Source organism: Saccharopolyspora sp. CA-218241 (assembly GCF_050954615.1).
Taxonomy (GTDB): Bacteria; Actinomycetota; Actinomycetes; order Mycobacteriales; family Pseudonocardiaceae; genus Saccharopolyspora; species Saccharopolyspora cebuensis.
This window is the reverse complement of record NZ_CP191860.1, coordinates 2,503,081-2,517,484: the sequence shown is the minus strand read 5'-3', so window position 1 is coordinate 2,517,484 and position 14,404 is coordinate 2,503,081. Positions and strand designations below refer to the sequence as shown.

Annotated in this window: 15 protein-coding genes; 4 read left to right on the top strand and 11 right to left on the bottom strand. The window is 74.6% G+C overall.

Annotation, left to right across the window (positions count from 1 at the left end):
- Nucleotides 1-12: 12 nt before the first annotated feature.
- Nucleotides 13-1,014: a GlxA family transcriptional regulator gene (locus ACQP0T_RS12115; protein WP_433873048.1), complete on the top strand. Its 1,002-nt coding sequence runs from the start codon at nucleotides 13-15 to the stop codon at nucleotides 1,012-1,014.
- A 40-nt stretch (nucleotides 1,015-1,054) separates the two neighbouring features.
- Here the strand turns inward: ACQP0T_RS12115 and ACQP0T_RS12110 are convergent, their stop codons facing one another.
- From ACQP0T_RS12110 to ACQP0T_RS12080, 7 genes are read right to left on the bottom strand one after another with little or no spacing between them, the layout of a single operon-like run.
- Complete coding sequence (locus ACQP0T_RS12110; RefSeq protein WP_345364047.1) at nucleotides 1,055-1,444, bottom strand: DUF2267 domain-containing protein; 390 nt, start codon at nucleotides 1,442-1,444, stop codon at nucleotides 1,055-1,057.
- Between the two features lie 60 nt (nucleotides 1,445-1,504).
- A complete protein-coding gene (locus ACQP0T_RS12105; protein WP_433873045.1) occupies nucleotides 1,505-2,758 on the bottom strand; it encodes a cytochrome P450 family protein in 1,254 nt (417 codons plus the stop codon).
- Complete coding sequence (locus tag ACQP0T_RS12100) at nucleotides 2,731-3,972, bottom strand: cytochrome P450 (RefSeq protein WP_433873043.1); 1,242 nt, start codon at nucleotides 3,970-3,972, stop codon at nucleotides 2,731-2,733. Before ACQP0T_RS12100 ends, ACQP0T_RS12105 begins: the two co-directional genes overlap by 28 nt.
- Nucleotides 3,969-4,562 (bottom strand): GTP-binding protein, encoded by a 594-nt coding sequence (locus ACQP0T_RS12095; RefSeq protein ID WP_433873041.1) that lies wholly within the window; start codon nucleotides 4,560-4,562, stop codon nucleotides 3,969-3,971. The genes ACQP0T_RS12100 and ACQP0T_RS12095 overlap by 4 nt, the downstream gene beginning before the upstream one ends.
- A complete protein-coding gene (locus tag ACQP0T_RS12090; RefSeq protein ID WP_345364039.1) occupies nucleotides 4,531-4,890 on the bottom strand; it encodes a DUF742 domain-containing protein in 360 nt (119 codons plus the stop codon). Before ACQP0T_RS12090 ends, ACQP0T_RS12095 begins: the two co-directional genes overlap by 32 nt.
- A complete protein-coding gene (locus tag ACQP0T_RS12085; protein ID WP_433873039.1) occupies nucleotides 4,887-5,279 on the bottom strand; it encodes a roadblock/LC7 domain-containing protein in 393 nt (130 codons plus the stop codon). The genes ACQP0T_RS12090 and ACQP0T_RS12085 overlap by 4 nt, the downstream gene beginning before the upstream one ends.
- A gap of 7 nt (nucleotides 5,280-5,286) precedes the next feature.
- On the bottom strand, nucleotides 5,287-6,408 hold the full coding sequence (locus ACQP0T_RS12080; protein WP_433873037.1) for an ATP-binding protein: 1,122 nt from the start codon (nucleotides 6,406-6,408) through the stop codon (nucleotides 5,287-5,289).
- A 279-nt stretch (nucleotides 6,409-6,687) separates the two neighbouring features.
- On the opposite strand from ACQP0T_RS12080, the gene ACQP0T_RS12075 reads away from it, so the two are divergent.
- The 3 genes from ACQP0T_RS12075 (at nucleotide 6,688) to ACQP0T_RS12065 (ending at nucleotide 10,180) form a co-directional block, all read left to right on the top strand.
- Complete coding sequence (locus tag ACQP0T_RS12075) at nucleotides 6,688-7,365, top strand: YbhB/YbcL family Raf kinase inhibitor-like protein (RefSeq protein ID WP_433873035.1); 678 nt, start codon at nucleotides 6,688-6,690, stop codon at nucleotides 7,363-7,365.
- A 126-nt stretch (nucleotides 7,366-7,491) separates the two neighbouring features.
- Nucleotides 7,492-9,150 (top strand): class I adenylate-forming enzyme family protein, encoded by a 1,659-nt coding sequence (locus ACQP0T_RS12070; RefSeq protein ID WP_433873034.1) that lies wholly within the window; start codon nucleotides 7,492-7,494, stop codon nucleotides 9,148-9,150.
- Nucleotides 9,151-9,265: 115 nt separating this feature from the next.
- Nucleotides 9,266-10,180 carry a 3-oxoacyl-ACP reductase gene (locus ACQP0T_RS12065; RefSeq protein WP_433873032.1) on the top strand — a complete coding sequence of 305 codons (915 nt, stop codon included), beginning with the start codon at nucleotides 9,266-9,268 and terminating at the stop codon, nucleotides 10,178-10,180.
- 39 nt (nucleotides 10,181-10,219) lie between these two features.
- Here ACQP0T_RS12065 and bioD read toward each other — a convergent pair whose 3' ends face one another.
- Genes bioD through bioB form a run of 4 tightly spaced genes read right to left on the bottom strand, consistent with a single transcriptional unit; the run spans nucleotide 10,220 to nucleotide 14,353 of the window.
- Nucleotides 10,220-10,915 (bottom strand): dethiobiotin synthase, encoded by a 696-nt coding sequence (gene bioD / locus ACQP0T_RS12060; RefSeq protein WP_433873031.1) that lies wholly within the window; start codon nucleotides 10,913-10,915, stop codon nucleotides 10,220-10,222.
- Nucleotides 10,912-12,039, bottom strand: a complete 1,128-nt coding sequence (locus ACQP0T_RS12055) for an 8-amino-7-oxononanoate synthase (RefSeq protein WP_433873029.1) — start codon at nucleotides 12,037-12,039, stop codon at nucleotides 10,912-10,914. Before ACQP0T_RS12055 ends, bioD begins: the two co-directional genes overlap by 4 nt.
- Nucleotides 12,036-13,295, bottom strand: coding sequence for an adenosylmethionine--8-amino-7-oxononanoate transaminase (locus ACQP0T_RS12050; protein WP_433873028.1), 1,260 nt, complete (start codon nucleotides 13,293-13,295; stop codon nucleotides 12,036-12,038). Before ACQP0T_RS12050 ends, ACQP0T_RS12055 begins: the two co-directional genes overlap by 4 nt.
- Nucleotides 13,295-14,353, bottom strand: coding sequence for a biotin synthase BioB (gene bioB, locus ACQP0T_RS12045; protein ID WP_433873026.1), 1,059 nt, complete (start codon nucleotides 14,351-14,353; stop codon nucleotides 13,295-13,297). Before bioB ends, ACQP0T_RS12050 begins: the two co-directional genes overlap by 1 nt.
- Between the last annotated feature and the right edge of the window lie 51 nt (nucleotides 14,354-14,404).

The window sequence follows — 14,404 nt, the reverse complement described above, 5'->3', positions numbered from 1 at the left end:
AAGGATCGGGCCATGACGGCCTTCCACCACCCGCGCCGGCACCGCATCGCGGTCCTGGTCCGCCACGGCGTCCTGCCGATGGAGCTGGGACTGGTCCACCAGCTGTTCGCGCTGGCCACCGACCGCGACGGCAGCCCGCTGTACGAGGTCCTGACCTGCGCCGCCCCGCCCGGACCGGTGCGCACGACCGCGGACTTCACGCTGCACGTCGAGCACGGCCCGGACGCCCTCGCCGAAGCCGACACCGTCTTCGTGCCCGCCTCCGACGAGGACTACGACCCGACCCCGGAGGGCGTGCTCACCGAGCCGATGGCCGCCGCGCTGGCCCGGGTGCCCGCGCACGCCCGGATCGCGTCGATCTGCACCGGCGCCTTCGTGCTCGCGGGCGCGGGCCTGCTCGACGGCAAGCGGGCCACCACGCACTGGAACGCCGCCGCGCGGTTCGAGCGCCTGTTCCCGTCCGTCGCGCTCGACCCCGACGTGCTCTACGTCGACGAGGGCACCGTGCTGACCTCAGCGGGCGAGGCGTCCGGGATCGACCTGTGCCTGCACCTGATCCGCACCGACCACGGCGCGGCGGTGGCCAACGACGTCGCGCGCCGGGCCGTGGTGCCCGCCCACCGCGACGGCGGGCAGGCGCAGTTCATCCGGCAGGCGGTGCCCGAACCGCAGCGCTCCTCCACCGCCCGCGCCCGCGCCTGGGCGCTGGAGCACCTCGACGAGGAGCTGACCTTGCGCGCCTTGGCGGCGCGGGAGTCGATGAGCGTGCGCACCTTCACCCGGCGGTTCCGGGACGAGATGGGGCTGTCGCCGCTGCGGTGGCTCACCCGGCAGCGCGTCGAACGGGCCCGGCAGCTCCTGGAGGAGACCGACCTGCCCATCGACCAGGTGGCCGTGGACGCCGGGTTCGGCACCGCCGCCTCGATGCGCCAGCACCTGCGCGCCGTGCTCGGCACCTCCCCGAGCGCCTACCGGAGCACCTTCCACCCCGGCCCACCCGCGGCGGCGAGCTGAGCCCCGCCGCCACGGCCAGGGCCGCCAGTGCACCGGGCCGTCAGTGCACCGGGCCGAGGGAGAGCAGGTCGTCGTACTCCTTCGGGAGCTGCGTGGCGAGGTCGTCGAACTCGTGCCCCGTGAGGCTGCCGCGCAGCGCGGTCATCACCGCGCGGGAGTGCTGGCGGGCCTGGCTGGCGGTGCAGCCCTCGCCCTCCTCGCGGGCCACCCTGCGGTAGAACTCGTCCATCCCGAAGCGCTCGCCCTCACCCTGCGGCGGCAGCTCCCGGGCCAGCGGCTCGGGAAGTTGCGAGGCCAGGTGCCGGGTCTCCCCGCCCGCCAGGCGTTCCCCGAGCACCCGCACCGTCGCCCGGACCGCCTGCTCGGTGTGCGCGGGGTCGCCCAACCCGGTCGTCTTCTCGACGGCGGAAACGATCTCGTGCTCCTTCATCAACACCACCCCGTTGCCGTGACGTTTCGCGTCCTCGGGGTGCCCGGCGGCGCCGCGCCGCTAACCCGCCGTGACGCTCCCGAGGCGCACCGGGAGGGACTGGAAACCGTTGCCGATGAAAGACTCCAGCGGGAGCAGGTGGTCCGGGTGGGCGGCCAGCGCGAGGTCCGGGAAGCGGTCGAACAGCGCGGGCAGCGCGATGCCCGCCTCCAGCCGGGCCAGCGGGGCACCGAGGCAGAAGTGCACGCCATGCCCGAAGGCGAGGTGCTGGTCCTGGTCGTCCCGGGTGAGGTCGAACCGGTCGGCGTCGGTGCCGAAGACCTCGGGGTCGCGGTTGGCGCCCGCGTACCCGGCGAGGATCGCCTCACCTCGCGGGATGGTGGTGCCATCGGACAGCACCAGGTCCTGCACCGCGAACCGCAGCGGGAGGTTGGCCAGCGGGGGCTGCCAGCGCAGCGCCTCCTCGATCGCCCGGTCCCAGCCGACCTCGCCACCGCGCAGCAGGGCGAGCTGGTCGGGGTGGGCCAACAGCGCGGTGACGGCGTGGCCGAGCAGGTTCACCGTGGTCTCGTGCCCGGCGCCCAGCAGCAGGATCAGCGTGTCGGCCAGTTCCCGCTCCGACAGCGGCGGATCCGCCTCGGCGGTGAGCAGGGTGGTGGTCAGGTCCTCGGCGGGTTCGGCGCGCTTGCGGGCCAGGAGTTCGCGCAGGAAGGCCTCCATCCGCCCGGCGACCGCCACCGCCTCGTCCGCGCTGGTGGTGCGGAACACCGCGTCGACGATGTCGCGCAGCTCCGCCTCGGTGCCCTCGGGTACGCCGAACAGCTCCGAGATCACCCGGATCGGCAGCGGGTAGGTGAACGTCGCGCGCAGGTCCACCGGCTCGTCACCGGGACGGGCGGCCAACGCGTCCAGCAGTTCGCCGGTGATGGCCGCCACCCGGGGCCGCAGGGCTTCGACCCGGCGGGCGGTGAACGCCTGCGACAGCACGCCGCGCAGCCGCCGGTGCGCGTCGCCGTAGGCGGTGAACATGTTGTCGACCCCGACCCACTGGAGCAGCGTCCAGTCCGGTGGGATTTCCCCGGTCCCCCACTTCGACCAGTGCCGCCGCGGGTCCTTGGACACGTGGGGATCGGTCAGCAGCGCCCGCAGGTCGGCATGGCGGGTGACGACCCACGCCGGGATGCCGCCGGGCAGGTCCGCGCGGACCGCCGCCGCGGTGGTGCGCCACTCGCGGGCCTGGGCCTGCAGGTGGCGTCCGGTCGGGTCGAGGGCGGTCGGATCGAGGGCTAGGTGCTCGTCGCGTGGTGCGGGCATGGTGTTCCTCCGGTGGTGCGTTGGGTGCGTGCGGGGAAGACCACGGGCAGCGCGGACAACGCGCGGTGGAACGGTCCGGGCCGCCAGTGCAGGTGCACGTCCGGGGCGGCCCGGAGTCCGGGCAGGGCGTCGAGCAGCGCCTCGATCGCCACGGTGGCGATCAGGCGGGCGGGGTCGTGGGCGGGACAACCGTGCGGCCCCGCGCCGAAGGCGAGGTGCGCGCGGTTGCCGGTGGGCACGTGACCGTCGGGGCCGACCACGGCCGGGTCGGTGTTGGCGGCGGCGATGCTGATCACCACCGGTTCGTGCGCGGCCAGGGTGGTCCCGCCGAGGCGCACCGGCCGCACCGGGTAGGTGATGGCGTAGTTGGCCAGCGGCGGGTGTCGCCAGAGCACGTCGTCGAGCGCGTCGGCGATGGCGACGCCGCCGTTGACCAGGTTCTCGGCGAAGCAGGTTTCGGTCAGCAGCAGCCACAGGGCGTTGCCGATCCAGCCCGCCACCGGCTCCACGCCCGCACCCATCATCACCACGAGCTGGTGCAGCAGCTCGTCGTCGGTGAGCCCGTGCGGGTGCTGGAGCAACCGGGTGGTGACGTCGTCGCCGGGATCGGCCCGCTTGGCGGCGATCAGGTCGCGGACGCAGTCCTCCAGCTCCTCGTTGGCCCGGACCGGATCGCTGCCGTCCCAGAGCGCGCGCATCGCCGCGGCCATCCGCGCCGACAGCCCGGGCGTGCAGCCGAACATCAGGTGCAGCACCTGGAGCGGCAGCGGCGCCGCGTAGTCGGCGATGAGGTCGGCGTGGCCGCGGTCGGCGACGGCGTCGATCAGCCCGCTCGCGGTGTCGTGCACGAAGCGGCGCAGCGCCGCCGGATCGGTGCGGCGCAGGCTGTCGGTCACCGGCGGGCGCAGCCGGGCGTGGTCGCCGCCGTCGGCGAACAGGGTGTTCGGCCGCCAGGACATCATCGGCAGCACGGCGGCGTCCGGCGGCGCGCTCTCCTGCCAGGTCCGCGAATCCTTGGCGAAGTCCTGCGGCGAGTGCAGGATCTTCAGCGCCGTGGCGTAGTCGGTGACGAGGGTGGCGGTCACCCCGGGCGCCAGCTCCACCAACGCCACCGGGCCCCGGGCGCGCAGCATCGCGTAGGTGCGCTGCGGGTCCGCCGCGAAGTCGGTGCCGTAGAGCGGTACGGCGGGGCCGGGGGGCTGCGATGTCGTCACGTGAGCTCCGAGTGGACGTGCTGGACGAGCGTGATGAGGGCGCGGCGGCAGTCCTCCGGCCGACGCGCGTCGCAGGTCACCAGCGGGACCTCGGCGGGCAGGTCCAGCGCCTCCCGCACCTCCTCGTCGGGCACCTGCGGGGAATCCGGGAAGCGGTTGACCGCGACGCAGAACTTCAGCCCGTCGTCCTCCAGCCGGGTGAGGGTGTCGAAGGCGAGGTCGAGGCGCCGGGTGTCGACCATCAGCAGCGCCCCGATCGCCCCGGTGGTCAGCGTCGGCCACAGGTAGTGGAACCGCTGCTGGCCGGGCGCGCCGAACAGGTAGAGCACGAGGCTGGAGCTCAGCCGGAGCCGGCCGAAGTCCATCGCCACGGTCGTCTCCCGCTTGTCCGGGGTGAGGGTGAGGTCGTCCACGGCCTCACCGGCCCGGGTCATCGGCTCCTCGGTCCGCAGCGGCGGGATCTCCGAGATGCTGCCGATGAAGGTGGTCTTGCCGACGCCGAGGGGTCCGGCGACCACCAGCTTCGCCGACCGGGTCACGGTGGCGGGCAGCGCGGGATCAGCCCGCGGTGTCGAGGTCGCGGAGACCACGCAGCACCTCCTCCAGCACGGCCGCGCTGGGCCCCTGCGGTGCCGCCGCGCGCACCGACAGCCAGCCGTCGGCGACCAGATCACCGATCACCACGGCGGCCACCGTCACCGGCAGCCCCGCGTGCGCGGCGACCTCGGCGACCGCCAGCGTCCCGCCGCAGCACACCTCGACGACGCGGTGCTGCTGCGGGCCGAGCCCGCGCGGCGGCTGCCGGACCTCGGCCCGCACCAGCGTCGCCGGGTCCAGCCCCGGGTCGTCGGGCCGCGCCCGCCCCGCGGTCACCACGTAACTGCGGACGAGGTCGCGGCGGGGGTGCGCCGGGCTCATGTCGAGCGCTGTCCGGTGCCCAGGGCGCTGCCGAGGCGTTGCACGATGCCCTCCAGGGTCGTGCTCACGATGCCCATGTCCGCGGTGTAGCTGACGTGCACCACGATCGTGGTGTGCTCCCCGGCGCGCTGCACGATCTGGTGACTGCTGTGGCCGTCGTCGATGATGGTGCGGGTGCGCGTGGAGAGGGATCCGCCGCTGCACTGCACCATCTGCTGGGCCGCGGCGTTGATCCCGGAGGCCGCCGCGGCCCACGGGTCGGCGGCGTCGCGCGAGAGGCCCGGAGCCTCCTCGGCGAGCAGCCCGTCGTCGGAGACGACGAAGGCGGTGAGCACGCCGGGCACCTCGCGCAGGCGGTCGGTGATCCAGGCGCTGTCCACGGTGCTCATGTGCTGTTCACTCCCGGTTCTGCGTGATGGCGACGAACTGATCGTGCCGGGCCTGGGTCACCGCCGGGTCTTCGCCGGTGCCCGTCCCGGGCGCGGGGAGGATCTCCCCGGTGCGCGAGGTCGGTGGGCGGCGGCGGTCGCGCTTGGGCAGACCGCTGGCGGTGCGGACCGAGGCCTCGGCGGGGCGCTCCTCGGCGGGCTCGGGGCGCGCCGAGGTCCCGGCGGGCGGGTCGTCCGGCTCGGGATGGGTGAGCAGTTCGTTCGGCACGAAGACGGTCGCGCGCATCCCGCCGTGCGGCGAGCCGCTGTCCAGCGCGACCTCGAAGCCGTGGCGGCGGGACTGCTGCGCGCACACCGCCAGCCCGAGGCACGGCGGGTTGCCCAGGTCGGTCAGCTCGGGGTCCTGCTCGGCGACCAGCACCCGGCGGGCCCAGTCGAGCCGGTCGGAGGGCATCTTGATCCCGCCGTCGAGGACCTCCACCGACAGGCCGTGGTGGTTGCGCTCGAAGAGGACCTCCACCGCGGCCTGCGGCGGGGAGAACTTGGTGGCGTTGTCCAGCACCTCGGTGATCGCCATCTTCAGGCCCTCGACCGCGCGGGCCTGCACCGAGACGTCGTGGTCGGAGACGAGCACCTTCACCCGCTGGTAGTCGTGCACCCGCGACTGCGCGCCCTGCACGATGTCCACGAGCCGCTCGGTGCGCCGCTGCTGGCCCGGCCAGGACCCGGCCAGCGCCAGCAGGTTCTGCACCCGGCGGGACATCTGGGCGATCGAGTGGTCGACCGGCATGAGATCGCGCAGCACGCGCGGATCGGAGTGCTCGCCGATCATGTCGTGGATGCGCTGAGCAGCGGTGTTGCCGAGCGCGAGGAGTTCGTTCATGGCGCCGTTGAGCGCTTCGCGCACGGCGTGGACGGCCTGCTCCCGGACCTCGACGAGATCCTCGGCACGCGGCGACCGGGCCGCGGCGGCGAGCCGCTGCTCGGCCGCGTCGCACTGCCGCTGGAGCTGGTCGGTGAACTCCCGTTCCTGGTCCAGGGCCCGCCGGGAGCGCTGCAGCAGCACCCCGAGCACGACGACCAGGGCGATGAGGCTGAGGACCACGGCCAGCCAGACCGCGTTGGGCATCACGTCTCCATTCCCGCCGCGGCGCGGTGGGCACCGGCGACGGCCGAGCTGAACACTGCGCGGACGGCATCGCCCTCCGCGTACGCGCCGCAGCGTATCGAATCACGATCGCCTGATCGAGACGGTGGCGCTTCCACGATCGGCGGAAGCGCCACCTCGAAGCGCTACCAAGGCCGGGCGCCCACTCGCGGAGAGGTGATCACGCTCACCCGGACGGCGGAGGTTTCGCACCCCCGTCGGCCCGGCAAGCCCCTGGGCACGGATCGGGAGGGGAGAACCATGCCCAGGCCAGGAAGCCACAAGTACGAGATCAAGCGGGCCCACCGGCGCACCGGCTACGAACGCCAGGAAGGCATGCCGGACCAGCGCGCCAAGGAGAAGGCCGACTACGACCTGCACCAGCAGAACCCGCCGATGCGCCCGGCCGACGACCGCGCGGCCGGACCGTTCGGCGAGCGCCCGTCCGGGCGGCCCGGCGCGAAGGGCCGGCAGCACGACGCCGAGGGCGGCGGCATCCGGTTGCGCAGCAGCAGCTTCCAGGACCACGACCTGATGCCCCGGTGGTGCAGCGGGGACGGCGAGGGCGTCTCCCCCGAGCTGGAGTGGGACGGCGTGCCGGACGGGACGGTGGAGCTCGCCGTGGTGTGCGTCGACCCCGACGCGCCGACCGGCACCTTCGTGCACTGGCTGCTGACCGGGCTGCGCCCCGGCGAATCGGGGCTGGAGCCCGGTCGGCTGCCCGACGGCGCCGTGGAGTCCCGCAACGACTTCGGCGAACCGGGGTGGGGCGGACCGCTGCCGCCCGCCGGGGACGACCCGCACCGCTACTTCTTCCGCGTGCACGCCTCCGACCACCCGCTGCGGCTCGGTGAGGACTCCACCGTGGACGACCTCGACCGCGCCCTGGGCGGGGGCGAACTCGCGCGCGGCACCCTCGTCGGGGTCTACCAGCGCTGAGCCCTCCCCCGCGCGAGACGGGCGCCCCTCGTCGCGGTCCCGGTGAGCGGGAGCGCGACGGGGGCCGAGTGCTGCCGGGCGCAGAATCGGCACGCAGCACCGGCCGTCGGGATGCGAGGGGGCGCGATGAGCAGCGCGGAGGATCCACGTCGAGCGGCCGCCGCGCTGCTGGCGGAGCTGACCGGGCCGGGAGGTGACTTCGAGCTGGTCACCGAGGAGGTGCTCGGCTCGGCGATACCGGTCTTCCGCGAGCGGGACCGCTCGCTCGACGCCGTGCTGCGCCGGTCCCGGCGCCACGGGGACCGGGACTACCTCGTCTCGGTCGACCAGCGGATCAGCTTCGCCGAGCACGCCGACCGGGTCGCCTCGCTGGCGGTGGCGCTGCGCGACGAGTACGGCATCGGCAAGGGCGACCGGGTCGCCATCGCCGCGGCCAACTCCCCGCAGTGGATCATCGCGTTCTGGGCGGCGGTCTCGCTCGGCGCCATCGCGGTGGGGTGCAACGCGTGGTGGTCGCGCCCCGAGCTGGCCTACGCGATCGGGCACAGCCGTCCCTCGCTGCTGGTCGTCGACGCCAAGCGCGCGGAACTGGTCGACCCACCCGGGATCCCGGTGCTCGACGTCGAGCGGGACGTGCCCCGGCTCGCCGCGCGGCACCCGGGCGCCGAGCTGCCGACCGCCGAGGTGGCCGAGGACGATCCCGCGGTGCTGCTCTACACCAGCGGGACCTCCGGGCGCCCCAAGGCGGCGGTGCACTCCCACCGCAACCTGATCGCGGTCATCGACTACCACCGCCTCAGCGCCGAGATCCCGCACCGGCTCGGCGATCCGGTGCCGCCCGAGGACAAGCGCTACCTGCTGGCGCTGCCGCTGTTCCACATCGCGAGCCTGCACAACCTGGCCCTGCCGCGACTGGCGACGGGCAGCGCGGTCGTGATCCACCAGGGCGCCTTCGACGCCGATCGGGTGCTGGCGCTGGTCGAGCGCGAGCGGGTCACCAACTGGGCGGTGGTGCCGACCCAGGCCAACCGGCTGCTGGAACGCGGTGGGCTCGACCGGTACGACCTGTCCGCGCTGACCGCGTTCTCGTTGGCCTCGGCACCGTCCTCGCCCGCGCTGAAGGACCGCGTCCGCGCGCTGCTGCCCACCGGCGCCCGGCAGTCGGTCACCGACAGCTACGGGCTCACCGAGTCTTGCACCGGCGCGTGCGTCGCCACGCCCGCCGACCTCGCCGAGCACCCCGACGCGGTGGGCCGCCCCGTCGTCGGCGTGCAGCTGGAGATCCGGGACCCCGCGGGCCGGGCGCTGCCGGACGGCGAGGAGGGCGAGGTGTGCCTGCGCAGCATGTACAACATGCTCGGCTACTGGGAGGACCCGGAGGCCACCGCGCACGCCCTGCGCGAGGACCGCTGGCTACACACCGGTGACCTCGGCGTCCGCTCCGGCGGACTGCTCCGGCTCAGCAGCCGCCGCTCGGACCTGATCCTGCGCGGCGGGGAGAACGTCTACCCGGCCGAGGTCGAATTCGCCCTCGCCGACCACCCCGCGGTGCGCGAATGCCTCGTGCTGGGCGTCGCGGACGCCGACCTCGGCCAGGCCGTCGGGGCGGTGGTCGTGACCGGGCAGGACGGCGCCGTGCGGGCGGACGAGCTCGCCGACCACCTCCGGGAGCGCCTCGCCTACTTCAAGGTCCCGACGGTGTGGCGGCTGACCACCGACCCGCTGCCCCGCAACGCCACCGGGAAGGTGGTGCGGGCGCGGGTGCGGCTCACCGAGGACAGCTGACCCGGTTCCGCTCAGCGGGACGACCGGTCGGCACCGAGCGGGATCGGCGCTAGCTTCGCCGCCGTGCCGGGCGGCATCCCGGACCGACATCGGATCTCGACGGCAGGAGGGCGGAATGGGTGCGGACACGGACCTGACCGGGCGGACCGCGATCGTCACGGGAGCGGGCGGCGGCCTCGGCCGCAGCGAGGCGCTCGCCTTGGCGCAGCGCGGTGCGGCGGTCGTGGTCAACGACGTGGGCGCGGGCGCGGAGGCGGTGACCGCCGAGATCACCGCCGCCGGTGGCCGGGCCGTCGCGGTGCCCGGCGACGTCGGCGACTGGTCGTCGGGCGAGCGCTTGGTGGACGCGGCGGTGGCGTCGTTCGGCCGGCTCGACGTCGTGGTGAACAACGCGGGCGTGCTGCGCGACCGGATGCTGTTCAACCTGTCCGAACAGGACTGGGACGACGTCGTCCGGGTGCACCTCAAGGGCCACGCCGCGGTGTCCCGGTCCGCCGCCGCGCACTGGCGCGCGGAGAGCAAGCGGGCGGGGGCCGCGGTGTACGGCAGGGTGATCAACACCGCCTCCGAGGCGTTCCTGTTCGGCGCCCCGGGGCAGCCCAACTACTCGGCGGCGAAGGCGGGCATCGTCGCGCTCACCCTGTCCACCGCCGCCGGGCTGGCCAGGTACGGCGTGCGCGCCAACGCGATCTGCCCCCGCGCCCGGACCGGGATGACCGCCGACGTGTTCGACGGCCCGACCGACGGGCCGGATCTGCTGGACCCGGAGCGGGTCGCCACCTTCGTCAGCTACCTGGCGGCGCCGGCCGCCGAGGACATCAGCGGCCAGGTGTTCGTGGTCTACGGGGACATGGTCGCCCTGCTCGCACCGCCCGCGGTGGAGCGGAAGTTCGTCGCGGCGGACGGGACGTTCTCCGTCGAGGAGCTGGACCGGACGCTCTCGGCCCACTTCACCGGACGCGACCCGCACCGCACCTTCGCCGCCACCGACGTCGCCGCCCTCGACACCACCGGCGCCACCACCCCTTAGCACCGCTTCCGGATGCGTAGCGGTGCCGGTGGCGGAACATCAGCGGCCTTCTCGCTCCGGGAGCCGCTCCTGATGCACCGAAAGCGGTCCGCAGAACCAGTCCGCGGCCCGGGCGCGGAAGGTGTCCGGGTCGAGGTCCCCCGCACCGCGCGGGAGCCGGGCGGTGATCGGGAGTCCGGTCACCCGCGGCAGTTCGGTGAGGTTGTGCCGGGCGGCTTGGTCGGGGTCCGCGGGCACCGAGCCGAGGATCAGGCCCGCCGGTTCGAGGCCGCGGGAGCGCAGGGCGGCGACGGTGAGCTCGGTGTGGTTGAGGGTGCCGAGGTCGAGCCGGGTCACCACCTGCACTCGGACCGGCGCCAGCGCGGCGGCCAGGTCGAGCAGCGTGCCGCCCTCGGTGTCCAGGCGGACCAGCAGCCCACCGGCGCCCTCGACGATCACCCGCTCGTACCGGGCCGCGAGATCCCGGAGGCGGGCGGCGTGGTCGCCGATCCGCGGGATCGCCACGCCGCGCAGCCGGGCGGCGGTGTCCGGGGCGAGCGGGTCCGCGAGCCGGGTGAACTCGGCGACCGGGCAACCGGCCAGCCGCGCCACGACGGCGGTGTCGGGTTCGTCGGCGGGCACGCCGGTCTGGGCGGGCTTCACCACGACCGTGCCCGGGCCGGAGCGGACGGCCAGCGCCGCGGTGGCGAGGGTCTTGCCGACACCGGTGCCGGTTCCGGTGACGATGGTGATCATGTCGGCCTCCGGGTGAGACGGGTCAGCACGTCGAGGGCGTGCGCCCAGCGGTCCTCGGGCAGTCCGGCCCGGGTGGTGATCCGCAGCCGCGAGGTCCCGTCCGGCACCGACGGCGGCCGGAAGCACCCGACCCGGACCCCGGCCTCCAGTGCCGCGGCCTGCGCGGCGAGCGCGGACCGCGGCGACGGCATCGGCACCGACAGCACGGCTCCGGCCGAGCGCGGCACGCCGAGGTGGTCGGCCAGCTCCCCGCCGCGCCGGTGGATCCGGGACGGCAGCGCGGGTTCGGCGCGCAGCAGGCGCAGGGCGCGCAGCGCCCCGGCGGTCGGAGCGGGCGCCAGCGCGGTGTCGAAGACGAACGGCCGCGCCCGGTTGACGAGGTGGTCGATCACCGCGTGCGAGCCGAGTACCGCTCCGCCCATCGCACCGAGGGACTTCGACAGCGTCGCGGTCAGCACCACCTGCGGGTGCCCGGCCAGGCCGTGCGCGTGCACCAGACCCCGGCCGCCGTCGCCGACGACGCCGAGCCCGTGCGCCTCGTCGACGACCAGCAGGGCGCCGTGCTCGGCGCAGACCTCCGCCAGCTGCGGCAGCGGGGCGGCGTCGCCGAGCACCGAGAAGACCGACTCGGTGAGCACCATCGCCCGCCGCCGCCCGGCTCCGGCCAGCGCGGAGCGGACCGCGTCGACGCGGTTGTGCGGCACCACCTCGACGGTGGCCCGGGACAACCGGGCGGCGTCGATCAGCGAGGCGTGCACGTGCGCGTCGGAGACGATCAGCGCGTCCCGGTCCGCCAGCGCGGTCACCGCCGAGAGGTTGGCGTGGTAGCCGGTCGAGAGCACCAGCGCCGCGTCGCGGCCGGTGAACCCGGCGAGGGCGCGTTCCAGCTCGGCGTGCAGCGCGGTGGTGCCGGTGACCAGCCGGGAGGCACCCGCGCCCGCACCCCAGGCCAGGGCGGCGTCCGCGGCGGCCCGGCGCACCTCGGGGTGGCGGCTCAGCCCCAGGTAGTCGTTGCCGGCGAGGTCGACGAGGTCCTCGTCGGGTTCCCGCGACCGCAGCGTCCGCTGCAACCCGGCCGCCTCGCGCGCGGCCCGCTGCTCGGCGAGCCAGTCCGCCCAGCTCATCCCGCCGCCGCCGCGGCAGCGATCCCGGCGCAGAGGGTCGCGACGTCCTCGTCGGTGCACACGTACGGCGGCATCGTGTAGATCAGGTCGCGGAACGGGCGCAGCCACACCCCCGCGGCCAGCGCCGCCTCGGTCGCCGCGGCCACGTCGACGGCGTGGTCGAGCTGGACCACGCCGACCGCACCGAGCACGCGCACGTCCGCGGCCTCGATGCGGTGCAGCGCCTGCAACCCGGTGTTGATCCGCCGCACGTTCGCCGACCAGTCCTGCGCGGCGAGGAGATCGAGGCTCGCGGTGGCGACCGCGCAGGCCAGCGGGTTGCCCATGAACGTCGGCCCGTGCATGAGCACCCCGGAGTCGCAGGCCGACAGGCCGCGGGCGACCTCGGCGGTGCACAGCGCCGCGGCCAGCGACAGGTACCCGCCGGTGAGCGCCTTGCCGACGCAGAGCACGTCCGGGCGCACCCCGCCCGCCTCGGCGGCGAACAGCGTGCCGGTGCGGCCGAACCCGGTGGCGATCTCGTCGAAGACGAGCACCAGCCCGTGCCGGTCGGCGACCTCGCGGAACACCGCCAGGCACTCGGCGGGATAGGGGTGCATGCCACCGGCGCCTTGCAGCAGCGGCTCGACGATCAACCCGGCGAGCCGGTCGGCGTGCTCGGCGGCCAGCGCGCGGAACCCGTCGGCCCACTCCGCGATGTCCGCGCCGAGGGCGGGCGGGCGCTCGCCGAAGACCTGCTCGGGCAGCACGCCGGACCACAGCGCGTGCATCCCGCCCGCCGGGTCGCACACGCTCATGCAGTCGAAGGTGTCACCGTGGTAGCCGCCGCGGACGGTGAGGAACCGGGTGCGCCCGGTCCGCCCGGTGCCGCGCTGGTGCTGCAACGCCATCTTCATGGCGACCTCCACGGCCACCGAACCGGAGTCGGCGAGGAACACCCGGTCCAGCCCGTCCGGCGCGAGCGCGACCAGCCGCCGCCCCAGCTCCACCGCGGGCTCGTGGGTGAGCCCGCCGAACATCACGTGCGCCATCCGGTCGAGCTGCTCGCGCACCGCCGCGTCGAGCACCGGGTGGCGGTAGCCGTGGATGGCCGACCACCACGACGCCATCCCGTCGACCACCTCGCCGACGCCGTCGATGCGGATCCTGCTGCCCGCGGCGCCGGTGACCAGCCGCGTCGGCGCGGGATCGGTCATCGAGGTGTAGGGGTGCCACAGGTGCTCGCGGTCGAAGGCGAGCAGCTCCGCCGGGCCCATCACGCGTTGGGGACGACGTCGGTTCCGGCGCCGCGCCGCCGGATCGCCGGATCGACCGGGCGCTGCGCGCGCTCCTCCGCCGAGCCGAGGACGACGAAGCCGCCGTCCCGGATCAGCTCCAGGTCGGCCTGCGCCGCCTGGCCCTCGGAGGTGAGGTAGTCGCCGAGGAAGAGCGAGTTCGCCACGTGCAGCGCGAGCGGCTGCAACGAGCGCAGGTGCATCTCGCGTCCCCCGGCGATGCGCACCTCGCGGTCCGGGCACACGAACCGCGCCATCGCGAGGATCTTCACGCACCGGGCCGGCGTGAGCTCCCAGGTGCCCTCGAACGGCGTGCCGTCGAAGGGCATCAGGAAGTTCACCGGGATCGAGTCGGACCCCAGCTCGCGGAGCGCGAACAGCGCCTCGACGAGCTGCTCATCGGTCTCCCCCAGCCCGGCGATCAGCCCGGAGCAGGGCGACAGGCCCGCGTCCTTGGCCTTCTCCACGGTGTCCACCCGGTCGGCGTAGGTGTGGGTCCCGACGATGGCGTCGTGGTGGCTCTCGGCGGTGTTGATGTTGTGGTTGTAGGCGTCCACCCCGGCGTCCCGGAGCCGGTCGGCCTGGCCGTCCCCGAGCAGACCCAGGCAGGCGCAGACCTCGACGTCCGGGTGCTCCTGCTTGAGCGCCCCGACCAGCTCGGTGACCTTGGCGACGTCGCGGTCGGACGGCCCGCGACCGGAGGCGACCAGGCACACCCGCGCGGCGCCGCCCCGCAGTCCCGCCGCGGCTTGCCCGAGCGCGTCCTGGCGGGACAGCCACGAGTACTTCAGGATCGGGGCCGCCGAACCGAGGGCCTGCGAGCAGTAGCCGCAGTCTTCCTGGCACAGCCCGGACTTCAGGTTCACCAGGTAGTTGACCTTCACCGCGTTGCCGAAGTGCGCCCGGCGCAGCCGGGACGCGGCCGCGACGACCGCGAGCAGTGCGGCGTCGTCGGCGCGCAGCACCGCGAGTGCGTCGTCGGGGGTGGCCGGTCTCCCGGCCAGGACCGCATCGGCGAGCTGCTGGAAGGTGTCGGGCATCGGTTCTCCCGGTGTCGGCGTGCTCCACGAACTGAACGGTGTTCAGGTGAA